General features: G+C 63.2%; 19 protein-coding genes. 1 reads left to right on the forward strand and 18 read right to left on the reverse strand.

What is annotated here, in order from left to right; translation table 11 throughout:
• Positions 1 to 141: 141 nt before the first annotated feature.
• Positions 142 to 2484: a primosomal protein N' gene (locus tag VGL01_RS23160; protein WP_331573538.1), complete on the reverse strand. Its 2343-nt coding sequence runs from the start codon at positions 2482 to 2484 to the stop codon at positions 142 to 144.
• Between the two features lie 440 nt (positions 2485 to 2924).
• On the reverse strand, positions 2925 to 4022 hold the full coding sequence (gene hemE / locus VGL01_RS23165) for a uroporphyrinogen decarboxylase (protein WP_331573540.1): 1098 nt from the start codon (positions 4020 to 4022) through the stop codon (positions 2925 to 2927).
• Positions 4023 to 4163: 141 nt separating this feature from the next.
• Here hemE and VGL01_RS23170 point away from each other — a divergent pair, with 141 nt between their 5' ends.
• Positions 4164 to 4958 (forward strand): transporter substrate-binding domain-containing protein, encoded by a 795-nt coding sequence (locus VGL01_RS23170; protein ID WP_331573542.1) that lies wholly within the window; start codon positions 4164 to 4166, stop codon positions 4956 to 4958.
• Positions 4959 to 5777: 819 nt separating this feature from the next.
• Here VGL01_RS23170 and VGL01_RS23175 read toward each other — a convergent pair.
• The 16 genes from VGL01_RS23175 to mnmG all read right to left on the reverse strand — a co-directional run bounded on the left by VGL01_RS23175 (position 5778) and on the right by mnmG (position 24957).
• Positions 5778 to 7514 (reverse strand): AMP-binding protein, encoded by a 1737-nt coding sequence (locus tag VGL01_RS23175; protein WP_331573544.1) that lies wholly within the window; start codon positions 7512 to 7514, stop codon positions 5778 to 5780.
• 109 nt (positions 7515 to 7623) lie between these two features.
• On the reverse strand, positions 7624 to 11202 hold the full coding sequence (locus tag VGL01_RS23180) for a hypothetical protein (RefSeq protein ID WP_331573546.1): 3579 nt from the start codon (positions 11200 to 11202) through the stop codon (positions 7624 to 7626).
• 526 nt (positions 11203 to 11728) lie between these two features.
• Positions 11729 to 12157 (reverse strand): F0F1 ATP synthase subunit epsilon, encoded by a 429-nt coding sequence (locus VGL01_RS23185; RefSeq protein WP_331573548.1) that lies wholly within the window; start codon positions 12155 to 12157, stop codon positions 11729 to 11731.
• 59 nt (positions 12158 to 12216) lie between these two features.
• Complete coding sequence (atpD, locus tag VGL01_RS23190) at positions 12217 to 13611, reverse strand: F0F1 ATP synthase subunit beta (RefSeq protein WP_331573550.1); 1395 nt, start codon at positions 13609 to 13611, stop codon at positions 12217 to 12219.
• 62 nt (positions 13612 to 13673) lie between these two features.
• On the reverse strand, positions 13674 to 14549 hold the full coding sequence (atpG, locus tag VGL01_RS23195) for a F0F1 ATP synthase subunit gamma (protein ID WP_331573552.1): 876 nt from the start codon (positions 14547 to 14549) through the stop codon (positions 13674 to 13676).
• Between the two features lie 74 nt (positions 14550 to 14623).
• Positions 14624 to 16165, reverse strand: coding sequence for a F0F1 ATP synthase subunit alpha (atpA, locus tag VGL01_RS23200; protein ID WP_331573554.1), 1542 nt, complete (start codon positions 16163 to 16165; stop codon positions 14624 to 14626).
• 55 nt (positions 16166 to 16220) lie between these two features.
• Positions 16221 to 16760 carry a F0F1 ATP synthase subunit delta gene (locus tag VGL01_RS23205; protein WP_331573556.1) on the reverse strand — a complete coding sequence of 180 codons (540 nt, stop codon included), beginning with the start codon at positions 16758 to 16760 and terminating at the stop codon, positions 16221 to 16223.
• A gap of 2 nt (positions 16761 to 16762) precedes the next feature.
• Complete coding sequence (locus tag VGL01_RS23210; RefSeq protein ID WP_331573558.1) at positions 16763 to 17233, reverse strand: F0F1 ATP synthase subunit B; 471 nt, start codon at positions 17231 to 17233, stop codon at positions 16763 to 16765.
• A gap of 138 nt (positions 17234 to 17371) precedes the next feature.
• On the reverse strand, positions 17372 to 17641 hold the full coding sequence (gene atpE / locus VGL01_RS23215; protein WP_007180033.1) for a F0F1 ATP synthase subunit C: 270 nt from the start codon (positions 17639 to 17641) through the stop codon (positions 17372 to 17374).
• A gap of 79 nt (positions 17642 to 17720) precedes the next feature.
• Entirely contained in the window at positions 17721 to 18572 is an 852-nt protein-coding gene (gene atpB, locus VGL01_RS23220) for a F0F1 ATP synthase subunit A (protein WP_331573560.1), read from the reverse strand.
• A gap of 33 nt (positions 18573 to 18605) precedes the next feature.
• Entirely contained in the window at positions 18606 to 19139 is a 534-nt protein-coding gene (locus VGL01_RS23225; RefSeq protein WP_331573562.1) for an ATP synthase subunit I, read from the reverse strand.
• 286 nt (positions 19140 to 19425) lie between these two features.
• Positions 19426 to 20568 carry an SLC13 family permease gene (locus tag VGL01_RS23230; RefSeq protein ID WP_331573563.1) on the reverse strand — a complete coding sequence of 381 codons (1143 nt, stop codon included), beginning with the start codon at positions 20566 to 20568 and terminating at the stop codon, positions 19426 to 19428.
• On the reverse strand, positions 20565 to 21452 hold the full coding sequence (locus VGL01_RS23235; protein WP_331573564.1) for a ParB/RepB/Spo0J family partition protein: 888 nt from the start codon (positions 21450 to 21452) through the stop codon (positions 20565 to 20567). The genes VGL01_RS23230 and VGL01_RS23235 overlap by 4 nt, the downstream gene beginning before the upstream one ends.
• 37 nt (positions 21453 to 21489) lie before the next feature.
• The gene (locus tag VGL01_RS23240; RefSeq protein WP_173257842.1) at positions 21490 to 22260 is read right to left on the reverse strand and encodes a ParA family protein; all 771 of its coding nucleotides are present in this window, start codon (positions 22258 to 22260) and stop codon (positions 21490 to 21492) included.
• Between the two features lie 13 nt (positions 22261 to 22273).
• Complete coding sequence (gene rsmG, locus VGL01_RS23245) at positions 22274 to 22996, reverse strand: 16S rRNA (guanine(527)-N(7))-methyltransferase RsmG (protein WP_331573565.1); 723 nt, start codon at positions 22994 to 22996, stop codon at positions 22274 to 22276.
• Positions 22993 to 24957, reverse strand: a complete 1965-nt coding sequence (gene mnmG, locus VGL01_RS23250; RefSeq protein ID WP_331573566.1) for a tRNA uridine-5-carboxymethylaminomethyl(34) synthesis enzyme MnmG — start codon at positions 24955 to 24957, stop codon at positions 22993 to 22995. Before mnmG ends, rsmG begins: the two co-directional genes overlap by 4 nt.
• Positions 24958 to 25081: the final 124 nt, after the last annotated feature.

A 25081-nucleotide genomic window follows, 5' to 3' on the forward strand; every position in this document is an offset into this window, starting at 1 on the left:
AAGCGGCGCCAGGCCGCCCCCGCCCGAGGCAGAACGCTTGCGCTTGCTGCCGCGAAACCCGGCTACGCTATCGATGTGCGCGCCCGCGCGCGTTCGGCCCGCAGCCGATTGCGATAAGTCGAGGCGCTGCGACCGTGCGTGTCAGATATCGACGGGATCGACTTCGAGTGCCCAGCGCAGCACGCCCTTGAGCGAGCGCAGCGCCGGCTGCCAGCCCCGCAACGTGGCTAGCAATGCCGCGCGCGAACCGCTTTCGACGAGCAACTGCGCCCGATGGACGTTGGCCACCTTGACGATCGTCATCGGCACGGGATCGTAGACGGTCACACGCTCCGCCGACTCCATGCCGCCGAGCGCGGCAGCCGCAGCCTTAAGGAAGCCGATCGCCGCCTCGAGCGTACGCGCTTCGGCCCGCAGTAGTGCCTGATAGACAAAAGGCGGCAGATGCGCCTCGCGCCGCTCGCCGAGCGTCGCGTCGGCGAAACCTCCGTAATCGTGACGCGCCAGCGCCTGATAGAGCGCGTGGCGTGCATAGCGCGTCTGAACCAGCACTTCTCCCGATAGCCCCGCTCGCCCCGCCCGCCCGCTGACTTGCATGAGCTGCGCGAACAGCCGCTCGCCGGCGCGAAAGTCGTGCGAAAAGAGCGCCGTATCCGCATTGAGTACGGCGACGAGCGACACGCGCTGAAAGTCATGCCCTTTGGCGATCATCTGCGTGCCCACCAGAACGTCGACCTCGCCGGCATGGACATCGGAGAACAGCGCCTGCGCGCTCCCCTTGCGGCGCGTGCTGTCGGCGTCGATGCGCAGCACGCGTGCACCCGGCAAGAGCGTGGCGAGGGTTTCCTCCACGCGCTGCGTGCCGCGGCCGAGCGGCGCGATGTCGACATTGCCGCACTCCGGGCAGGCGCGCGGAACCCGCGACTCCCAGCCGCAATGATGGCAGCGCAAGGCGCGCTCGGGTTTATGGAGCACGACATAGGCACTGCAGCGCGGACAGCCGGCCAACCAGCCGCATGCATCGCACGAGAGCACCGGAGCGTAGCCGCGCCGATTCAGGAACACGAGGCTTTGCTCGCCGCGTTCGAGGCGAGCCTTGAGCGCGGCGACGAGCGGCGTCGAAAACCCCTCGACGCTCGCCCGGCCGCGTCGGCGTTCTTCCTCGAGATCGATCATCCGCACGGCCGGCAATGCGGAGTCGGCCACGGCCCGGCGCGTCAGCGTCAGCCGCCGATAATGCCCCTGCTGCGCGTGCCACCAGCTTTCGAGCGAGGGCGTGGCCGAGCCGAGTACAACCGGAATCGCGAGCTGTTTGGCGCGCCACACGGCGAGATCGCGAGCCGAGTAACGCAGCCCTTCTTGCTGCTTGTAGGCGGGATCGTGCTCTTCGTCGACCACGACGAGCGCGAGCCGCGGCATCGAGGCCAGCACGGCGAGGCGCGTGCCGAGCACGATACGCGCTCGGCCACGATGCGCGGCAAGCCAGCTTCGCGCGCGCTCGCCATCGGCCATGCCGCTATGCAGCGTGACGATGGCTTCGCCGCCGAGCCGGGCGGCGAAGCGCGCGCGGAACACGGCCTCGAACTGCGGCGTGAGGTTGATCTCGGGGACGAGCACGAGCGCCTGCGCATCGGGATGGCGCGCGAAGAGCTCCGCGAGCGCATGCAGATAGACCTCGGTCTTGCCGCTGCCCGTCACGCCGTGCAGCAGGAAGGGCGCGAAGCCTTCGGCCGCACCGATGGCCTCCACGGCCTGGCTCTGCTCGGACGTCAGCGTGGGCCGTGGCGCGCACGGTTGTGCAGGCGGCGCAGGCACGCCCGCTCCGGGTCCGGCATCGGTGGCATCGGTGGCATCGGTGGCATCGGTGGCATCGGTGGCATCGGTGGCATCGGTGGCATCGGTGGCATCGGTAACACCGGCCGCATCCGCGGCCGTTTCGATCGCCTCGATCCAGCCCTGCGACTGCCACGCTTCCAACGTCGCGCGCGCCTTCGAAAAATGCGATCTGGCCTCGCGAGCATCGAGTGGCCCCGCCTCCAGTGCGCCCGCGAGGCGCCGCAACGCGTTGGCGCGCGCCGGCAGCGTGGCCGGCAACGCTTCGCGTCCGGCCGGCGTGAGCCTGAACGAGATACCGGGCGCGAAAAGCCGCTCCCAGCGCGCGGGATCGCGCAGCACTTGAGGCAGCGCCGGTAACGCAACCTCGCCCACCGAACGCTGGTAATAATCCGCGGCGAACGCCACGAGGCGAAGCCATTCATCGGTGAACGGCGCACAGCCGGCGCAGACCAGTCGGACGTCGCGCAGCCGTTCGGACGGCACCTCCGTCGTCGTCACAACCTCGCAGATCAGCCCCACTATCTCGCGTCTGCCGAACGGCACCGCCGCGAGCATGCCCGCTTGCGGCGCGAGTGAGGACTCACACCGATAGTCGAACAGGGTCGGCACGGGATGATCGAGCGCAATCCGGGCGATCAGTTGCGTCATGCGGCAAAGGCCCGCGAGACCATGTAGCGGCCAGCTCGCTGCGCCCCGCATGCCGCTGAATCGAACTTAAAGTAAAACATCACATTCGCCGCTAAGTCGAGGATCTTGCTGGGGATTGCCCTACCCGCCGCGCCCCTGTGGATAACTTTGTTGAAAAGTACCCAGGCGTTGGCCGTCGAGTGGCGCGGCGACGGCCTTCCGTGGGCAACCGCACATATCTCCCACCGCCCGGAAACCCTTGTCGAACAAGGCCGGAGGGGGTCCGCTACAACGTTTGCAGCATCGCGTCAACTCGCTTTCGCTCTACCGCGCCGCAACGAGAAGAATGTGCATAAGTCAAGTCTTGACAACTTGGAAACCGCCGGTCGGCGCCGTTTTCAGCCCACGGCAGCCCTTAGAGCCAGAGCCCATTTCGCTGCGTTGCAATAAAAAGGACATGCTTATGTGGCAGGGGACTGTGCGCGCAGGGCGCGACTTGCTTGATGCACTTCGTCCACGAGTTCCGCGACGTGTTCGGGTGGGGTGAACTGCGAGATGCCATGGCCCAGATTGAATACGTGGCCGGAATGCGGGCCGAAGCGCTCGAGCACGGCTCGCGCCTCGGCGCGGATCGTCGCGGGAGGGGCGAACAGAACGGTGGGATCGAGGTTGCCTTGCAGCGCCACGCGATCGCCGAGGCGCTCGCGTGCGCGCGAGAGATCGGTCGTCCAGTCCAGCCCGACGGCATCGACGCCGGCATCGGCGATCTCTTCGAGCCACTGGCCGCCGCCTTTCGTGAACGTGATCACCGGGATGCGCGCACCGTCATGCTCCCGCCTCAACCGACGCACGACTTCGCCGGTGTAATGGAGCGAAAAACGCTGAAACACGCCGTCGGCGAGCGCACCGCCCCAGGTATCGAAAATCATGACCGCCTGCGCACCCGCCTCGATCTGCGCGTTCAGGTAGGCAGCCACGGCCTGCGCGTTGATTTCGAGGATCCGATGCATGAGATCGGGGCGGCTGTAGAGCATCGACTTCACCGTCCGGAAGTCGTCCGAGCCGGCGCCTTCGACCATATAGCAGGCAAGCGTCCACGGGCTGCCGGAGAAGCCGATCAGCGGCACGCGCTGGCGCCCTTGCGCGTCGGTCAACGCACGACGGATTTCGCGCACGGCATCGGTCACGTAGCCGAGCGTCGCCTCGATGTCGGGTACGGCCAGGCGCGCGACATCGGCCTCGTCGCGCACCGGGCGCGCAAAGCGCGGTCCCTCGCCGGCAGCGAACGACAGGCCGAGCCCCATCGCGTCGGGGACCGTCAGGATGTCGGAAAAGAGGATCGCCGCATCGAGCGGGTAGCGTTCGAGCGGCTGCAGCGTGACCTCGGTCGCGTAGTCGGGGTTTTTGGCGAGACCGAGGAAACTGCCCGCCCGCTCGCGCGTGGCGTTGTACTCGGGCAGATAACGGCCGGCCTGGCGCATCAGCCAGATGGGCGTGTACTCGGTCGGCTCGCGCAGCAGGGCGCGCAAGAAGGTGTCGTTGATCAGGGTCGAGGGCACGTTGGGTCTGGGAGGCGGCGCGGCTGGAAAAGCGCCCATTTTACCGGACGCGAGCGGGCGGCCGTCGCGCTCGCGACAAAAGCACGCAGGCAGAGTTTTGATGCTGCTACCATCGCCGCAAACTTCCAATCGGAGACCACGATGAGAAAAGCCACCCTTGCCTGCCTGCTCAGCCTTGCCTGCTCGGGCGCCGCGCTAGCCGACGCGACAGCGGACTCGGCAGCTGCGCCGCCGGCATCGCGCCTCGATGCGATCGCGGCGCGCACCACGCTGCGCGTGTGCACGACCGGCGACTACAAACCCTATTCGTTCCTGAAGCCCGACGGCACCTTCGAAGGAATCGACATCGATATGGCCGAATCGCTCGCGAAGTCGCTCGGCGCGAAGGCCGAGTTCGTGAAGACGACGTGGTCGAATCTGATGAAGGACTTCATCGCAAAATGCGATATCGCCGTGGGGGGCGTCTCGACGACGCTCGAGCGCCAGAAGCACGTGTTCTTCACGGAACCGTACATGATCGACGGGAAGACGCCGATCGCGCGCTGCGCCGACGCCGACAAATACCAGACGGTCGCTCAGATCGACCAATCGTCCACGCGTGTGATCGTCAATCCGGGCGGCACGAACGAGCGTTTCGCCAAGCAGTATTTCCCGCACGCGACTGTCACGGTCTACCCGGACAACGTGACGATCTTCAAGCAGATTCTGGCCGGCAAGGCGGATGTCATGGTGACCGACGCATCGGAAACGCTGCTGCAGCAAAAGTTGAATCCGGGCCTGTGCTCGATCCATCCCGACAAGCCGTTTCAATACGGGGAGAAGGCCTACATGGTCCCGCGCGGCGATGTCCCGTTTCAGCAATATGTCGACCAATGGCTGCATCTTGCCCGCGCAACGGGCGAGTTTCAGGCCATTTCCGATAAATGGCTGAAATGAAGGCGCGCCCCGAAGCGGCGTGAAGACGGGCCGCGCGGGGTGTCCCCGCTCCCCCCACATGCGCGGCGCGCCGTCGTCATGCTGGGGGTTGGCGCCAAGGAGGCTTGCGCTCGATCTTGACCATTCGGCAGCCGCGCGATTGCATGTAGCCGGCCACCGAGTCGCGGAGCGACGCCGATGCCAGCACAGCCCCACTCCGGAGATCGCGCGTCAACATGCGTCGCAATGCCAATGGCTCCTTCATCGTCTCGAAAGCCGTAGAGAAAAAGCAACGCGCAACATGTCTACTCGGGCATCGCCCTAAAAATGGCGATTTAGCATTTCGGGCTAAATTTTCCGGCTAATCTTTATATTGGTTTGCATGAAATGGAATATCCGGCAATTGACTCCCGCGCGCAATTGGCATGCAATTCTGTAATCGATACCAAGCCACTTGTGCATCGGAAATAATGACTCAATTTGCGCAAAATTCGGCAAAAAGTCCCGCCGCGCCTTGTCCCGCCTAGGTTACATCCTGAAACACTTTGTTACCGCGTCGCCCGGGCAATTCGCCCACAATGCCCCTCAACGGTTTCAACACAGGTGTGTTTCGACGTCCCAATATTTGCACTTTCTGAGTTCGTGCAATAATGATGCCGAAATCCGATCAGACAGATCGAATCCTTTTGGGTACATCTTTGCTGGAATCGTTGAGGCGCAATACATAGCACCTCATTGGTTCCTTCCTTGGTCTCCTCGCGCTAACCCCGTAGCGTGTGGTTTTTAGCGGGCCGCTGGCCCGCTTTTTTTTTGCCCGACGGGTTCGCCGCGCCACCGCCCTCAACAGGTCTTCGGCGAGGCGAGCCCGAGTTCCTCGACCATGCGCTCGCGCATGACGAACTTCTGCACCTTGCCTGTCACGGTCATCGGCATTTCGTCGACAAAGCGCACATAGCGCGGCACTTTGTAGTGCGCGATCCGGCCCTGGCAGTACTCGCGCAATTCGTCTTCGGTCATCTGCTCGCCGGAACGCAACGTGACCCAGGCGCAGACCTCCTCGCCATACTTGGCGTCCGGTACACCGAAGACCTGTACGCTCTGAATCTTCGGATGCTGGAACAAGAACTCCTCGATCTCGCGCGGATAGATGTTCTCGCCGCCGCGAATGAGCATGTCTTTCAGGCGTCCGACGATATTGCAATAGCCCTCGGCATCGATCGTCGCCAAGTCGCCGGTGTGCATCCAGCCGTCCTGAATCGCCTCGCGTGTGCGGGCATCGTCGTCCCAATAGCCGCGCATGACGGAGTAGCCGCGCGTCCAAAGCTCGCCAATCGTGCCAACCGGAACCGTCCGTCCCTCGGGATCGACCACCTTCGCCTCGAGATGCGGCTGGATGCGACCCACCGTCGACGTGCGCTTGTCGAGCGGATCCGTCGTCGCACTCTGGAACGAGACCGGGCTCGTCTCGGTCATGCCGTAGGCGATCGTGATTTCGGACAGGTGCATCCGTGCCACGACACGCTTCATCGTCTCGATCGGGCACGGTGAACCGGCCATGATCCCCGTACGCAGCGCTGTCAAATCGAACCGGTCGAAATCGGGGTGATCGAGCTCGGCGATGAACATGGTCGGTACCCCATGCAGCGCCGTGCAGCGCTCCTCCGAGACAGCCGCGAGCGTGGCGCCGGGATCGAACGCCTCGGCCGGAAATACCATGGTGGCGCCCGCGGAAACACAGGCCAACACGGAGAGCACCATGCCGAAGCAGTGATAAAGCGGAACGGGAATGCAAAGCGAATCGTTCTCGGTCAACCGCATGGCGCGGGCGATGTACCGCGCGTTATTGACCACATTGCGGTGCGTGAGTGTCGCACCCTTGGGATGGCCGGTGGTGCCGCTCGTGAACTGGATGTTGATTGCGTCGCCTGCCGAAAGCGTGGCACCGATTGCGTCCAGCGCGGCGGTATCGAGCGCCACGCGGCCTTTTTCGACGAGTTCGCAAAAGGTCAGCATGCCCGGGGCCGGCGTGTCGCCCATCCGCACCACCGTGCGCAGCTCAGGCAGGCGCGCGGCGTGCAGTTGGCCTGGCTCAGAGTCCGCGAGCTCCGGAGCCAGCGCACGCAGCATGTCGAGATACATCGACGTCTTGAAGCGCTCCGCCGCAACGATCGCCGTGCATCCCGATTTGTTCAGCGCATACTCGAGTTCCGTCAGCCGATAGGCCGGATTCACATTGACGAGAATGGCGCCGATACGGGCCGTGGCAAATTGCGTCATCAGCCATTCGACACGGTTCGGCGACCAGATGCCGACACGATCCCCACGCGCGATACCGAGTTCGGTGAAACCGGCGGCAAGCACGTCGACCTCTTCGGCGAACTCGCGCCAGGTCCAGCGAATGCCTTGCTCACGGAAGACCACCGCCGGGCGGTCGGGGAAGCGCTCGACCGTCGTACGCAGAAACTCGCCGATCGTCGCCTCCGAGAGCGGCGGATCGGTTTCTCCGCGGACATACGAGAGACCGTCTGACGGCGCGATCCGTGCACCGCGTTGATCCACGGCATGTTGGGTTGCCATTTCATCGTCTCCCGCGGCTGTCATTCTTTGGGGGATTCGATTGTCCCATTCGATGCCGGCAGACGCATCGTCACTTACCCGAAGCGCGGCGAGCGACTACATCCGGCGATCAGGCATTCGCCGGCGCATCGGCGAGCGGCGCCTTTGTGCCGATGCCCCTGCGGACAACGATCTTGAATCGGTCCTGGGGATCGTCCTTGACGGGCTCCGCTCGAAAGTACAGATTGCCGTGTCTGATGCCGCGCAGCCGGAAGGCGCCCGCGATGGCGGTCGCAAGGTAGTAAGGCAATTCGGACCGGGCGGCGAAAACCGGCACGATGTCTGTCGGTCCGAACTCGATTTGATTGATGTCATACGGGCGGAGCGCTTCTGCAATCAGCGACGACCACTCGGGGAGGCTTCGTCGTTCCAGCGGCGGCGGATTCTGGATATCCACAATCGTCGCTCGCTTGGCGTCCAGGTCGATTTCCACCGTAATCGCTCGCTTCGGCTCGTGCGACGTGAGCGTCACCCTCGGTTTGCGCTCCGTGGTGTCGGGATGGTGCGCCACGGTCGTACCGCGCCCGAGCCGGTTTGCCACCTTGCCCGGAGCATGGATACGAGGCAGGCCCCGGAACGGGATGCCTTGCGCAGGACGGTCAACCGGAACCCATGGCGTAGGCTTCGCTATCGTCCGGCCACGGTCGGCGCCAGCCGCCTTGGACATGCTGGGTTGATGCCGGCGGGCAGCCTTCGCGAAGAAGGCTGTCAGCGCAAGGCGCAGCGCGGCTTCGTTATCGGCCGCCTGGAAGCGGCCGTTGCGTTCGTTCACCGCATTCGCGGTCACCACCTGCCGGCCCTCCTCGCGCCATTGCCGCGCGAGCGGCGCAATCGCGCCGATCTGACGCGAATTGCCCGCTACGAACAACGGGCCGTCGAAGCCGGTCTCTCTCAAGCCGGGCAGCGGATCGTCAGCATTGGCGAGGACGGCCGCAGCCATTGCATCGTCCGGATACGACGCCAGCAGCTCCGAGACCAGCGTGTCGCCGGCAATCATGATGCGTGAGCCATCGAGCCGCTGCGACAACGCGCCCTCGGCCACCCGCTGCGTACAAAAAGCCTCGATGTGCCGGTGAAGCTGCTCGATAACGGCATGGCGTTCCGCCGCACTCATCTGTGCGGACGCGATGCGTTCCGGCGGGACGGAGAGGTCGGGCACCAGTACGGCGATGCCGTAGCGCTCGATGAGCTGCTCCATCCAGGCCGGATAGGTCATCTCGTCGTTGCCTCCAAGCCAAATCAACAGCGGCAACGAAGGCTCGTGCTTCGTCATGGCACCCGTCGAGGGCAACATCACCCTTCCCAAGGGCGTTCGCCGCCCGTTTTCCTCGTCCCGCGCATAATGCAGTCGCGCCGAGCCGACGGGGGTTGGCGGCGAAGTCTGCATGAGTTCGTATGCCGAATTCCAGCCCTTCGTCTCCCTGGCCTTCGCGGTTTGCACGCGCGCGAGGGCCGGCCCGCGCAGCGGCGAGACGGTTGCAAACACCGCCGAATCGCCAATTGCGACTGCGTCTCCATAGCGGACTGGATCGGTATAGCCCCGCGGATGCCCGGCGCTCGGACCTTCTAACGGGTGATTCAGATCGTGAAAGCGACCATCGAGCGTAAGATGCGCGTGCCGCTCGCGCTGCGCTACGAACACAGTGCCGTCCTCGAGACGAATGCGCTCCGCCATGGCCGGCGTTTCGTGCGCCCATAGACGGACCGTGCTGGATTCATCGGCGGCGTCATTGGGCACCTCGAGCCATCCGACGGCCGACTGCCGGCTGCCAGGCATCTGGATCCCGACCTCGATACCCGCACCGTCGGGAAGCCGAAGCAATTGATCGATGATCATGGGCTCTGGGTTGTCGACGCGCTCGTAGAGTCCCGACGGCCCGTGCTCCGTGTTGTGCAGCAGTAGTTCGCAATCCGCATCCGGGCCGACGAGAAGCTTGCGGGATCCGCTCGCGGGATCGACCTCCCAGAGCTCGTCGGATTCGCCCTGGCTTCTGCGCACGGCCAGCAATGAACCCTGCTCCGTCCACACGATCGGCTGCCTGCGTTCGGTGCCATGAGTGCGGCCCGCCTGCATGTCATCGCTGTGCCTGACGTTGCAAGTCCAGTCTGCGGCGTTTTCGCGCAACAACAGTTGTGGCTCGTCGGGATTGTCTACGCTCACGCAATGTATTTCGGTCGCACGCAGGCCTGTCTCCACGTCGATGCTGGCCGTAGTCACGAGAAATCGGCGCCCATCGGGAGACCACGGGCCAAGCTGCCGTTCGCCCGACTGAGAAAACGCGGGAACACTGCGCTCCCTCCCCGCGACGACGTCATGCAGCGTGACGACGCCCCGATGGTCGACGACGCTCATCATGCCGCCGGCTCCAGGCGCAACCTCGGCATGGACGACGCTCGAATCGAGCGACGTAAGCGGTTCCGCATCGGCCGGATCGAATTCGCCTTGCCATTTTCGGTGTGCATGAACCTGGCGTGTACCGTGCACGTCACGCATGAGCGTCAGCAGAAAGGGCGGCGCGTCGTCGAAGGGCTGCATCGCGCCGATGGGAACAATGGCGTTGTTGGCTATCTGCTCGCGCAACTGCGGCGAGGCGCGTGGCGGCTCCATGCCATCGAGTTCGAATGATCCCGGTAAAGAAAGGAGATCGACGAGCTTTTGGCGAATCTCGGGCAGGCGCTCTTCGAAGTCGGCCGATTTTTGCAGAACCGACATGATGACCGTGGCCGGAACGTGACCGTCGGTCGTGGAGGTATCGAGTTCGATCGATTCGAGTTCGACGTTCGGATCGAGGATTCGAAGAATTGCACGCATGACGTGCGGTGGCACGTTGGCGCCCGGCAACGCGGCCTTGTAGCCCTTCCACACGCCTGTCACTGCCTCGTTCACACTGACGAGCAGCCCGCCCGGCTTCAGCATGCGCATCTTCGTGATCATCGTCGCGGCGAAACGCGCCGGGCTGTCCGTGTAGGAACAGCTGCCGTAGAAGTCTGTCGCCACATCGAGCGATTCGAACATGTCCGAGGGCGGCGAAAACACATCGAGCGGCTGCCAGTCGGCCTCGACCGGTTTGCCGTTGATGCCGGCGTGATCGATAGTGGTGATGTCTATTCCGAGAACCTGCGCATAGAGCCAGGAGCGGTCGGACTTCTCGCGCTCAGCGAGCAGTTGCCGGTACTGGGCCGGGTCGTGATCCGGATCGATGAGCGCCGCCCTCAACTTGTGTTCGCGCGCGCGTGACGCCTGCCATTGATCCCTGCCGTGCTCGCGGTTAGCCGGCACGGGCTCATAGTTCGTCAGCGAGCGAATCGGCACCCTCAGACGCTGCGCGAGCGCGACGGTCGTCAGCATTTCGTTGTGGCCCGGCCCGGTGGACAGACAACCGATGGTCAACTCATCCGGAAGCGTTTGGCCGGCGAGTCGCGCGCTCGCCAGATCGAGGAATTGCCCGAGCTTGCGGTCGGTGTTCCACAGCAGCCTGTTGCGCAATGCTTCTCTGATCGTCACGTAGTTGCCGCTCATATAGCGGACGGGGTCCATCGCCGCGGCCCACGCGTCGGGGTCGTGCTCGCTCCATCCCTTCGATTCGCGGCGCGTGGGAGGTACAAGGTTCACCCATGGCTGATGCTGCTCACGACCAAAGTCGCGCATGCGGTGCTCGCGACGGATATCGTCCGCTGACTTGACTGTACGGTGACTTGGATAAGTGGCAGGCCGGGCGCCGGACACCTGGGCCAAACGAGTCCTGCGCACGGCACCTCTGGGCGGCCGTTGTCGCGTCGGCGATGGCGTTTGGTCGGTACTGGCAACGTCGCCCAATGCGCTCGCCGCTGCATCGCCGTTTTGCGGCGGTTGACCGCCGGACCGTCCTCTAACTTCGGATACCATGCTTGTCCACGCTCCCCTATGAGTGATTGACTCGCTCCCGCGCGTCGCGAATAGGTATGGGCGCAGGCAGGGACGTAGATATATTCCAATGCGCGGTATCAGGCGAAATGCGCGCGAATTTATCGACAGCAAAGCGTATGTCGTTGATCCGATTTCGCGCCTGTGTTCATCGGCTCGCGCTTGCAGGGAGCCGTCGCCGAGCTTGACGCTGAGTAAGGCATAAAAAAATGCCGTCCAGCTATTACGCCGGACGGCATTTCCAGGTGTTTAACGCCTGTTTTGCTTCTCGTCAGTGCTGCGTCGTGCGCATCTTCCGCAGCCGCTGAATCGCCGCGAGTTGCGCCACGGCATACGAGAGCTCGGCCTGCGCCGTCGCATACTCGAGGTTCGAGCCCGAGTTCTGCAACGCTTCTTCTGCGCGCTTGCGCGCCTGCTCAGCCTTCGCTTCGTCGAGATCCTTGCCGCGGATCGCGGTATCGGCCAGCACCGTCACGGCACCCGGCTGCACTTCGAGAATACCGCCGGCCACGAAGACGAATTCCTCTTCGCCGCTTTCGGCTTCGATGCGCACGGCACCCGGACGAATACGCGTGATGAGCGGCGTGTGGCCCGGCAAAATGCCGAGCTCGCCCGCCTCGCCCGGCAGCGCGACGAACTTCGCATGGCCCGAGAAGATCTGCTCTTCCGCGCTGACGACGTCTACTTTGATGGTTGCCATATTGATTCCTCAGCGGTCGGCGGAGTCAGTCCATTCGTACTGACTCCTGGGCCCGATCGTTACTGGATCTTCTTCGCCTTTTCGAAGGCTTCGTCGATCGTACCGACCATGTAGAACGCCTGCTCGGGCAGATGATCGCACTCGCCTTCGACGATCATCTTGAAGCCGCGGATCGTTTCCTTGAGCGGCACGTACTTGCCCGGGGAACCCGTAAACACTTCCGCGACGTGGAACGGCTGCGACAGGAAACGCTGGATCTTACGTGCGCGAGCCACCGAGAGCTTGTCTTCGGGCGACAACTCGTCCATCCCGAGAATCGCGATGATGTCGCGCAGTTCCTTGTAGCGCTGCAGCGTCTGCTGCACACCACGCGTGATCGAGTAGTGCTCTTCGCCGATCACGTTCGGGTCGATTTGACGCGAGGTCGAATCGAGCGGGTCCACGGCCGGATAAATACCGAGCGAAGCGATATCGCGCGAGAGCACGACCGTTGCGTCCAAGTGGCCGAACGTCGTAGCCGGCGACGGGTCCGTCAAGTCATCGGCAGGCACGTACACGGCTTGCACCGAAGTGATCGAGCCCGTCTTCGTCGACGTGATGCGCTCTTGCAGCTTGCCCATTTCTTCTGCCAGCGTCGGCTGATAGCCCACCGCCGACGGCATACGGCCGAGCAGTGCCGACACTTCGGTACCGGCCAGCGTGAAACGGTAGATATTGTCGACGAAGAACAGCACGTCGAGGCCTTCGTCGCGGAAGTGCTCGGCCATCGTGAGGCCCGTCAGCGCCACGCGCAGACGGTTGCCCGGCGGCTCGTTCATCTGACCATAGACGAGCGCGACCTTGTCGAGCACGTTCGAGTCCTTCATTTCGTGGTAGAAGTCGTTCCCTTCACGGGTACGCTCGCCCACGCCAGCGAACACGGAGTAACCGCCGTGCTCCTTCGCGATGTTGTTGATGAGCTCCATCATGTTCACGGTCTTGCCGACGCCGGCGCCACCGAACAAGCCCACCTTACCGCCCTTCGCGAACGGACAGATCAGATCGATAACCTTGATGCCCGTTTCAAGCAGTTCCGTCGACGGCGACAGTTCGTCGAACTTGGGCGCCTTCTGGTGGATTGAACGCTTGGTCGCGCTTTCGATCGGACCGGCTTCGTCGATCGGACGGCCCAGCACGTCCATGATGCGGCCGAGCGTCGGCTTGCCGACAGGCACGCTGATCGGCAAGCCCGTGTTCTTCACCATGATGCCGCGGCGCAGGCCGTCGGATGCACCGAGACAGATGGTGCGCACCACGCCGTCGCCCAGCTGCTGCTGAACTTCGAGCGTCAGTTCCGTGCCTTCGAGCACGAGGGCATCGTAGACCTTCGGCATGTTCTCGCGCGGGAATTCCACGTCGATCACCGCGCCGATGCACTGTACGATCTTGCCTTCTACCAAAGCAGTAGTACTCATCGCTTTTCCTTTAGATACTCAATTCTTCACTCGCGCAAGGGCGCAGTTCGGTACGAGGCGCGTCAGACCGCGGCAGCGCCGCCGACGATTTCCGACAATTCCTTCGTGATCGCAGCCTGGCGGCTCTTGTTGTACGACAGCTGCAGCTCGTTGATCACCGTCTTCGCGTTGTCCGATGCCGCCTTCATCGCGACCATGCGTGCCGATTGCTCGGACGCCATGTTCTCGGCTACCGCCTGGTACACGAGCGCCTCGACGTAGCGCACGAGCAACTCATCGACGACCGCCTGCGGATCCGGCTCGTAGATGTAATCCCACGCGGCGTTCGGCGTTGTCTTGTCGCTCTCGAAATGCTCGGCCGACAGCGGCAGCAACTGCTCGATCACGGGCTCCTGCTTCATCGTATTGATGAAACGCGTGTAGGCGAGATACACGGCCGAGACCTTGCCTTCCGAGTACAGATCGAGCTGCACCTTGACCGCGCCGATCAGCTTTTCCAGATGCGGCGTGTCGCCGAGCTGCACGACATGCGAGGCGACCTTCGCATGGAGGCGGTTCAAGAACCCGAACCCCTTGCTGCCGATCGCGGTGGCCTCGACCTTCTGGCCTTTGTCGTCGAGTTCCTTGATCTTTTGCAGCGACGCACGCATCACGTTCGTGTTCAAGCCGCCGCACAGACCCTTGTCCGTCGTCACGAGGATCAGGCCAGCCGCCTTCGCGCCTTCGTTCGACACCATGAACGGGTGACGATACTCGGGGTTCGCGCGACTCATGTGCGCTGCGATGTCGCGGACTTTTTCGGCGTACGGACGGGCGGCACGCATGCGCTCCTGCGCACGACGCATCTTCGATGCGGCAACCATCTCCATCGCTTTCGTGATCTTGCGCGTGTTCTGCACGCTCTTGATCTTGCCGCGAATTTCCTTCATTCCAGCCATTGCTTGCTCCCTGATCGAAGCCGCGCGAACCGCTCGTTTCCGGCGAGCGCGGCTTCTAGGTCCCTATGCCTCGATCAATAAGCACCCGACTTCTTGAAGTCCTTCAGAGCGGCGTGCAGCGCGCCCTCGTCGTCCTTCGACAAGTCCTTCGTGTCTTCGATGCGCTTCACGAGATCGGCATGGCTCGTCTTCAGGTATTCGCGCATACCCTTTTCGAACGCAAGCACGTCCTTCACTTCGAGGTCGTCGAGATAACCGTTGTTCGCGGCAAACAGCGCGACGGCCAGCTCCCACACCTGAAGCGGCTGATACTGCGGCTGCTTGAGCAGCTCGGTCACACGGCGGCCGCGCTCGAGCTGCTTGCGGGTCGCTTCGTCGAGATCCGAGGCGAACTGCGCGAATGCAGCCAGTTCGCGGTACTGCGCCAAGTCGGTACGGATACCGCCCGAGAGCTTCTTGACGACCTTCGTCTGCGCCGCACCGCCCACGCGCGAGACCGACACACCGGCGTTGATGGCCGGACGGATACCCGCATTGAAGAGGTCGGTTTCGAGGAAGATCTGACCGTCGGTAATCGAGATCACGTTCGTCGGCACGAACGCCGTCACGTCGCCGGCCTGCGTTTCGATGACGGGCAGTGCCGTCAGCGAGCCGCTCTTGCCTTTCACTTCGCCGTTCGTGAACTTCTCGACATACTCTTCCGAAACGCGCGCGGCGCGCTCGAGCAGACGCGAGTGCAGATAGAACACGTCACCCGGATACGCTTCGCGACCCGGCGGGCGGCGCAGCAGCAGCGAGATTTGACGATACGCCCACGCTTGCTTGGTCAAGTCGTCGTAAATGATCAGCGCGTCTTGACCGCGATCGCGGAAGTACTCGCCCATCGTGCAGCCCGCGTACGGCGCGAGATATTGCATCGCAGCCGATTCGGAAGCCGAAGCGGCCACCACGATCGTGTATGCCATCGCGCCCGTTTCTTCGAGCTTGCGCACCACGTTCATGATCGACGAAGCCTTCTGGCCGATCGCGACGTAGATACAGATGAGGTCCTTGCCCTTTTGGTTGATGATCGCGTCGACAGCCACGGCGGTCTTGCCGCATTGACGGTCGCCGATGATCAGCTCGCGCTGGCCACGGCCGATCGGCACCATCGAGTCGATCGACTTCAGACCCGTTTGCACCGGCTGCGATACCGACTTACGCCAGATCACGCCCGGGGCGATCTTTTCAACGGCGTCGGTCATCTTCGCGTTGATCGGACCCTTGCCGTCGATCGGGTTGCCGAGCGCGTCGACCACGCGGCCGATCAGCTCGGGGCCCACGGGCACTTCGAGAATGCGGCCCGTCGTCTTGACGACGTCGCCTTCCGAGATGTGCTCGTACTCACCCAGAATCACGGCGCCGACTGAGTCGCGCTCGAGGTTCAGCGCGAGGCCGAACGTGTTGCCCGGGAATTCGAGCATTTCGCCCTGCATCACGTCCGACAGACCGTGAATGCGCACGATACCGTCGGTCACGGAGATCACGGTGCCCTGGTTGCGAACGTCCGCGCTCGCTTCAAGGCCCTGGATCCGGCTCTTGATCAGCTCGCTGATCTCAGAGGGATTGAGTTGCATTATTCGCTCCTGATGTTCAATTCTGTTGCGTGCCGCTGGGCATGTCGCGCATCGCTCAATTCGTGAGCGCCGTCTGCATGCCGGCGAGCTGCGCGCGGACCGAGGTATCGAGCACTTCGTCGCCAACCGTCACGCGCACGCCCCCGATCAGCGACGGATCCACCTGGACCGTCGACTTGAGCTTACGCTTGAACTTGCGTTCGAGACTGGCGGTGAGATCGGCGAGTTGCTGGCCTTCGAGGGCAAACGCGCTGACGATCAGCGCATCGGCCGCCCCTTCACGAGCGTTCTTCAATTCGTCGAACTGCACGGCGATTTCGGGCAACAGCGCGAGTCGGTGGTTATCGACGAGCATTTGCACGAAATTCTTCGCCGCCGGCGCATCCTTTTGCGGCGATTTGACCGCCGCGAGCAGAAGCTCGACGACTTGTGCGCGGCTCACCTTCGGGCTCGTGGCGACCGACAGCACTTCCGGCAGACGCGCAACCTGTGCCAGCTCCTGCACAAGAGCGGACCAGGCGGCGACGTCGCCACCCTCGGCAACGCCGAATAGCGCTTCCGCGTACGGGCGGGCGATGGTTGCAAGTTCGGCCATGATCAGAGCTCGGCTTTCAGTTGATTGAGCAATTCGGCGTGGGCCGCTTGATCGATCTCGCGCTTCAAGATTTGCTCGGCGCCCTTCACTGCGAGCGCGGCGACTTCGCCGCGCAGCACTTCGCGCGCCTTTACGATCTGTTGGTCGGCATCGGCCTTGGCCTGCGCAATGATGCGCGCCGCTTCGGCTTGCGCATTGGCCTTGATTTCGTCGGCCACGGAGAGCGCGCGCTTTTCGGCGTCGGCGATGCGCTGCTGACCATCGTTTCGGGCTTGGGCGAGCTCCTGATCGACGCGCTTGTGCGCGGCTTCGAGTTCCGTCTTGCCCCTTTCGGCGGCGGCCAGGCCGTCGGCGATCTTCCTCGCGCGTTCGTCGAGAGCGTTGATCAACGGCGGCCACACGAACTTCATCGTGAACCACGCGAGGATCAGGAACACGACCATTTGCGCAAACAGGGTTGCGTTGAGATTCACGGTGTTTCCTTAAACGTTGCTAGTTCGGAAAGTGAAACGGTAAGGCGCTCATCGACTTTCACGTTCGATCAGCGCCCAAGATCCGTTTCGCCCCTTGCGCCGACGCATGCCGCCGTCCGCGCAAACTTCCGAGAAACCTCAGCCTGCGAGCTTCGAGAGCAGCGGGTTCGCGAACGCAAACAGCATTGCCACACCGACGCCGATCAGGAACGCCGCGTCGATCAGACCGGCCAACAGGAACATCTTGGTCTGGAGCGGGTTCATCAGTTCAGGCTGACGTGCGCAGGCTTCGATGTACTTGCCGCCCATCAGGCCGATACCGATACAGGCGCCGATTGCACCCAGGCCGATGATGATGCCGATACCGATGGCGGTCAGACCTTGGATGTTGGCGATGAAAGCTTGCATGATCACTCCTTTGTAGATGACTTTTTAGAACTGGATTTAGAGAAACGAAAACGAATTCGCTGATGCAGGCCCTGTCGCGTCAATGCGTGTCGTGAGCCTGACCGATGTACACGAGCGTCAGCATCATGAAGATGAACGCCTGCAGCAACACGATCAGAATGTGGAAGACCGCCCACACGCTCCCCGCGATCACGTGGCCGATGAAGCCGAGGACCGTCGTGTCCGCGCCGAAATTCCAGAGACTGCCGAGCAAAGCGATCAGCAGGAACAGCAACTCGCCGGCGTACATGTTGCCGAAAAGCCGCATGCCGAGCGAAACGGTCTTGGCGACGAACTCGATGATGTTCAGTGCGAGGTTCGGGATCCACAGCAGCGGATGCGAGCCGAACGGTGCGGACAGCAGTTCGTGCAGGAAGCCGCCGGCGCCCTTGATCTTGAAGTTGTAGTAGATCATCAGCACGAACACGCCGAGCGCGATCCCGATGGTGCCGTTCAGATCGGCCGTCGGCACGATGCGGTGGTGCGAGATGACGCCCGACAGGCCCAACAGGCTAATGACGCGGCCCGGCAGGTCGACGGGGATGAAGTCGAGCGAGTTCATCAGCGCGACCCAGACGAACACGGTCAGCGCGAGCGGTGCAATAAACGCGCGATTGCCGTGGATCATCGACTTCGATTGATCCTCGACCATCTCGACGAGCATCTCGATAGCGCACTGGAAGCGCCCCGGCACGCCGGGCGTGGCCTTGCGCGCGGCAAGACGCAGCACGAGGATGGTGATGACGCCGCAAACGATCGACCAGAACAGCGTGTCCAGATTCCAGACATGGATGTCGAAAATCGACGTCTGGTGCGAGGTGGAAAAGTTCTGCAAGTGATGCGCAATGTACTCGGACGGATCCGCCACGCGCGTGCCTTCGCTAGCTGCCATATCGTTAATGCCACCCAAATTGTCGAAAATCTTTCAGTGCAGCGCGAGCGCGATCCAATACGTCTTGAGCGCGATGAGATAGGTCACGAAAAGCGGCAACCACCGCACGTCGTGATACCAGAACGCGATTGCGACGAACATCGCAACCGTCACCCCCATCTTGAGCGCTTCGCCGATCATCCAACCGAAGATCGATCCGCCTGCGCCCGCTCTTCCAAGACGTGCCGCGAACAATGCGCTCGGCACCCAACAAATCGCTCCCCCGAGGAACGCCGACAGCGCAGCAGCACCCGGCGGCTCGTAAAACAGCCACCAAACCAGCGTTGCAACCAGGGACAAAACCATTTGCGCCATCACGACCCGGAACGGCGTGACGCGCGATGGACGGCTCACTTTCGGGCCGAAGAGCTTTTCGGCCTCCGCCCGCGTGAGCGGAACGATATTTATATCTTGCTGCTCGGCATCCCACGCATCGTCGACATGTTCGACGTGACCGACGCGCGGCGCAGTGGAAACAGTCTGTGGCGCGCGTGCCTCGTGCCTTTCTTCCGGCTCTCGATCCGCCATCGCCTATCCGCCAAAAACGACTGCTCAAAAACCCATTTCCGACCCGCCGCCGCTTCGTCGCGCGCGCTTTCCATCACTTCGCCACGTGCGAGCTTCTTTCGACGTGCTTACGGGGCTGCCTAGCTAATAAATCCGGGCGATTGTAAGCGATAGTCGCAGGCGATTCAAGACTTTAGGTCGAACGCAGACATGGGGCGAACGGTGTCCGGGCGACCGCTCGCGCGGCGCCCCACGCTGCCGGTTGACTGCCGTTGCAAGGCGCCTGCAAGCGGCGCGCCGCTCGATGTCAGCGCACGAGCCAGGCGCCGAACGCCGTCGCGACGATCCAGAACGGAATCGACAACAGGTGGAACGCGGTCCACGCGCCGCGCTCTTTGGCGAGCCGGATCGCAATGAGGTTCGCGAGCGAGCCGATGCCGAGGCCGAACCCGCCGACGCTGACACCGAACGCCAGCGCACGCCAGTCATGGGTGAACTCGGCGAGCATGATGGCCGCCGGCACATTGCTGATACCTTGCGATAACACGGAGCCTGCGACAAAAGCGCGCAGGGGTGTATCGATACCGATCGCGGCGATGGTCGTCTTGATCCATGGCAGCGCCGCCGCGCTGCGCAGGACGATGAACATCAGCACGAAGATCAGCAGGAGCGGCCAGTCGATCTTCAGCACGGCGTCGCGCCGCCAGAGAAGAAAGCCCAGCGCGATGGCGGCCAACCCGATCGCGGCGTGATGCGAATCGGCCAGCAGCACGAACGCCACGAAAAGCAGTCCCGCCGTGCCGGCGTACGCACGATCGACCGATTGTGTCGCCGTATCGCGCGACAAATCGAGTGCGCGCGGTTTGAAAGCGAAAAACGCCACCGCATACAGCATGGCGGTCAATGCGGCGCAAAGCGGCAGCAGCGCATAGACGAAAGCGCCGAACGAAACGCCGCTCGTCTGCCAGAGAAACAGGTTTTGCGGATTGCCGAGCGGCGTCAGGATCGAGCCCGCGTTGACCGCCAGCGCCGTGAAAATCGTAAGCCGCTTGACCGGCAGCGGTGTGAGCCGGTTCAGCGACAGCACGAGCGGAACGACGACGAACAGCGCGACGTCGTTGGTCACGAGCATCGAAAGCCCCGCGGCCAACGCAATCACGAGGCCGGCAAGACCGCGCTCCGAATGCACGTGGTGCACGACGCGATGCGCGAGCCACATCAGAAAACCCGACAGTTCCACGGCTTTCGTCAGAATCAGCAGGCCCGCGAGCGTCTGGACCGTGGGCCAGTCGACGAGCCCGGGCAACGTGCGCCACGCCTGCGGATGCAGACATTGCAGCACAACGAGCGCCGCGACGAGAATGGCCAGAACTGGCTCGTTTGCAACAAATCCGACTGTTTTGCGCAAGCCGGACACCCCGGCGCTGCGAGGCTTCTCGGCGGAACTCATGCGCCGACGTTGCCGCGCAAACGCGCGAGAATGCCTTCGAGCGCATCGAGGCTGCCGAATTCGATCTGCACTTGACCACGTCCGCGGCGGCCCAGTTTGATTTTCACGGCGGAGGCGAGAAGGTCGGACAGTTCCTCTTCGAGCCGGCGCGTGTCGCGGCCGCCGTCCTGACTCGCGCGCGCTTTCACCGTCGGTGCCGCTTTGGTCGTCGCGTTGACGAGCCGCTCCGTCTCCCGCACGGACATCTGCTTGTTCACGACCTGGTTGGCGAGCGTGATCTGCGTCGCGGCGTCCACGGCCAGCAGCGCACGCGCATGCCCCATGTCGAGATCGCCGGCCAGCAGCATCGTTTGAACCGGTGCGGCCAGATTGAGCAGCCGCAGCAGGTTCGACACGGCGCTGCGCGAGCGTCCGACCGATTCGGCCGCCTGCTCGTGCGTGAAACTGAATTCATCGAGCAACCGTTGGATGCCCTGCGCTTCTTCGAGCGGATTCAGATCTTCGCGCTGAATGTTCTCGATGAGCGCCATGGCCGCCGCGGCCTGATCGGGCACGCTCTTGACGAGCACCGGCACCTCGTCGAGCCCGGCCAGATGCGCAGCGCGGAATCGCCGCTCGCCCGCAATGATTTCGTACTTCTCCGCCGAGACAGGACGCACGAGAATCGGCTGCATCAGGCCTTGCGCGCGAATGCTCGCCGCGAGCTCCTGGAGGCTGCCCTCGTCCATCCGAGTACGCGGCTGATACTTGCCCGCCTGCAGGCGACTGAGCGGCAGCACATGCGGCGCGGCTTCGCTTTTGACCGCCGCGGCGATGTCAGGACTGCCGCCGAGCAGCGCCTCGAGACCTCGCCCCAACCCTTTCTTCTTCGCTACTGCATTCATTTCGCTTCCTCTTCTGCATTCCGTATCGCGGCGCGCGTCAGAGCCCGCGCACGCGTTCAATCATCTCCGCACCGAACTGCACATAGGCCTGTGCCCCGCGCGAAGCGCGGTCGAAGACGACGCCCGGCAGCCCATAGCTCGGCGCCTCGGCAAGGCGCACATTGCGCGGGATGACGACATCGAACACCTTGTCGCCGAAATGTTCCTTCAATTGATCCGAAACCTGCTGCTGCAGCGTGATGCGCGGATCGAACATGACGCGCAGCAAGCCGATCACCTTCAAATCGCGATTCAAGTTCGCATGGACCTGCTTGATCGTATTGACGAGGTCGGACAACCCTTCCAGCGCGAAATACTCGCACTGCATCGGGATGACCACGCCGTGCGCCGCGCACAAGCCGTTCAGCGTCAGCAGCGACAGCGCGGGCGGGCAGTCGATGAGAACGAAGTCGTAATCGTCGGCGACGAGCGCAATCGCCTCCTTCAACTGCTTCTCTCGATTTTCGACGCCGACTAGCTCGATCTCCGCGCCCGCGAGCTCGCGGTTCGCGGGCAGCACGTCGTAAGCGACCGCCTCGGGTTTGAGCCGCGCATCGGCCACCGAGACCCCATCGACAAGCACCTCGTAGACGGTGCTCTCGCATTTCGCCTTGTCGATGCCGCTACCCATGGTCGCGTTGCCCTGCGGATCGAGGTCGATCAGCAATACTCGTTGCCCCTGCGATACGAGACTCGCGGCGAGGTTGACCGCCGTCGTCGTCTTGCCGACGCCGCCCTTCTGATTCGCGACGCAGAAGATTTTTGCCATCGTTTATTGGGTCCTAAGCGTGATAAGCGGATCGATCGTCCGAGGCATGGCGCTCGGGCACGATCTCGACCAGGTGCCGCTCGGCGTCGAGCAGCGGCACGTCCAGCCGAACGACCTGCGCCACGCGGACATCCGCCGGCAGCCGCGAAATCTCGGCATCGGGACGCACACCTTTCATGGCCCAGATCGACCCTCGCTCGCTGACGAGGTGCCGCGCAAGTGTAACGAAATCGGAGAGCTCTGCGAACGCGCGGGAGACGATCGCGTCGAATTTTCCCGCGACTTCCACGCCCGGACGCAGCGTTTCCACCCTGCCCGTCACGACCGAGACGTTGGAGAGTTTCAGTTCCGCCTTGACCTGCGCTTGAAACGCCGTTTTCTTCTGAACGATATCGTTCAAGGTAACGGCCCGTTCGGAAAGTACGATCGCGAGCACGATGCCGGGCAAGCCGCCGCCCGATCCCACGTCGAGGATGCTGTCGCCGGCGTGCGCGGCAAGATGCGGCGCGACCGAAAGCGAGTCCAGGACGTGTTGAATCAGCATCTGCCGCGGGTCGCGTATCGCCGTGAGGTTGTAGACGGCATTCCACTTCGACAGCAGGCCCAGGTAATCGAGCAGCCGCTCCGACTGCTCGCCGGACAACGCCAAGCCAAGCTTCGCCGCCCCTGAATTCAGGGGGCTGCGCAACGTGTCTCGATCCAGCGTCTGCCCCGCTCCCTTGCGCGATGACGTCATCGTGCCGCCGAAGCGGCATCCGGGCCGCCGTCGCCGTGAGTCACAGGCTCCGGCCGCCGGCCAAGACCTTTCTTCAGATGAACCATCAGCAAAGAGATCGTGGCCGGTGTAATGCCCGAGATGCGCGATGCCTGGCCGATCGTTTCCGGCCGGAATTGCTCGAGCTTTTGACGCGCCTCGAACGATAGCCCGCGCACGGCCGCATAGTCGATGCCATCCGGCAGGCGCGTGTTCTCGTTCGCCTCGTTGCGTTCGATCTCGTCGGCTTGGCGATCGATATAGCCCTGGTACTTGATGCCGATCTCGATCTGCTCCTCGATCTGCGCAAGCAGGACAGGATCGTCGGCCAGCGGGCCATCGGGCCCGCACCCGCCCTCGCGCAGCGCACGGACGCCTGCGTAGCTGACACCCGGCCGGCGCAGCAGGTCCGCCAAGCTGTACTCGTGATCGATCGGCTTGCCGAGCAGCGCCGTCGCCTCGACCGCGGACAGCGTCTTCGGATTCACCCAGGTCATCCTCAGACGTTCTGTTTCACGTGAAACAGCATCGCGCTTGCGGGAGAATGCGTCCCACCGGGCATCGTCGACGACGCCGAGCTCGCGCCCAATCTCGGTCAGGCGCATATCGGCATTGTCTTCCCGAAGGCTCAGACGATATTCGGCCCGGCTCGTGAACATCCGATACGGTTCCGACACCCCCCGCGTGACCAGATCGTCGACGAGAACCCCGAGATAGGCCTGATCGCGCCGCGGGCTCCAGGCGTCTTTCTCCTGCACATAGCGTCCCGCATTGATGCCGGCGAGCAGACCCTGCGCCGCTGCTTCCTCGTAGCCGGTGGTGCCGTTGATCTGACCGGCGAAAAACAACCCTTTGATCGCTTTCGTTTCGAGCGACGCCTTCAGCCCGCGCGGATCGAAGTAGTCGTATTCGATGGCATAGCCGGGCCGAAGGATATGCGCATTCTCCAGGCCACGCATCGAACGGACGAGCGCCAGCTGAACGTCGAACGGCAAGCTCGTCGAAATACCGTTGGGATAGAACTCGTTCGTCGTCAGCCCCTCGGGCTCCAGGAAGATCTGATGCGACGCCTTCGTCGCAAATCGATGGATCTTGTCCTCGATCGACGGGCAGTAGCGCGGGCCCACGCCCTCAATGACCCCGGTATACATCGGTGACCGGTCCAGGCCGCCGCGAATGATCTCGTGCGTCTGCTCGTTCGTATGCGTGACCCAGCACGGCACCTGGCGCGGATGTTGTTCTGCGCGGCCCAGAAACGAGAAGACAGGAACAGGATCGAGATCCCCGGGCTGCTCTTCCAGTACGGAAAAGTCGATCGTACGGCCGTCGATACGCGGGGGCGTCCCCGTCTTCAACCGCCCTTGCGGCAGCTTCAATTCCTTGAGCCGGGCGGACAGCGATACGGCGGCCGGATCGCCGGCGCGGCCTCCGGTGTAATGATTGAGGCCAACGTGAATCTTGCCGTCGAGGAACGTGCCGGCCGTCAACACCACTGCACGCGCGCGAAAACGAATGCCGACTTGCGTCACGGCGCCGACGACACGGTCGCCCTCCACGATCAAGTCCTCGACCGCCTGCTGAAACAGACTCAAATTCGGCTGATTTTCGAGCCGATGGCGGATCGCCTGTTTGTACAGCAGGCGGTCGGCTTGGGCACGCGTCGCGCGCACAGCCGGCCCTTTCGACGAGTTGAGAATGCGGAATTGAATCCCGCCCTCATCGGTTGCGGCCGCCATTGCGCCGCCGAGCGCGTCGACTTCCTTGACCAGATGGCCTTTGCCAATCCCGCCGATCGACGGATTGCAGCTCATCTGACCGAGCGTTTCGATGTTGTGGGTCAACAGCAGCGTCTTTGCGCCCATGCGCGCGGAGGCCAAAGCGGCCTCCGTGCCGGCATGACCGCCGCCGACAACGATGACGTCAAATTCAGTGGGATAAAGCATTGTGGATCCCGCGACGAGAACGCGTGCGGGCCATTCGAGAGCGGAGATGCGCGAAATTATAACGGGTTCGGGAGGATCGCGATTCGCGTTCTCTGGCTACGACCTGCCGATATAGGTTGAAGAG

Origin of the sequence: Trinickia sp., assembly GCF_036503415.1 — a bacterium.
Taxonomy (GTDB): Bacteria; Pseudomonadota; Gammaproteobacteria; order Burkholderiales; family Burkholderiaceae; genus Trinickia.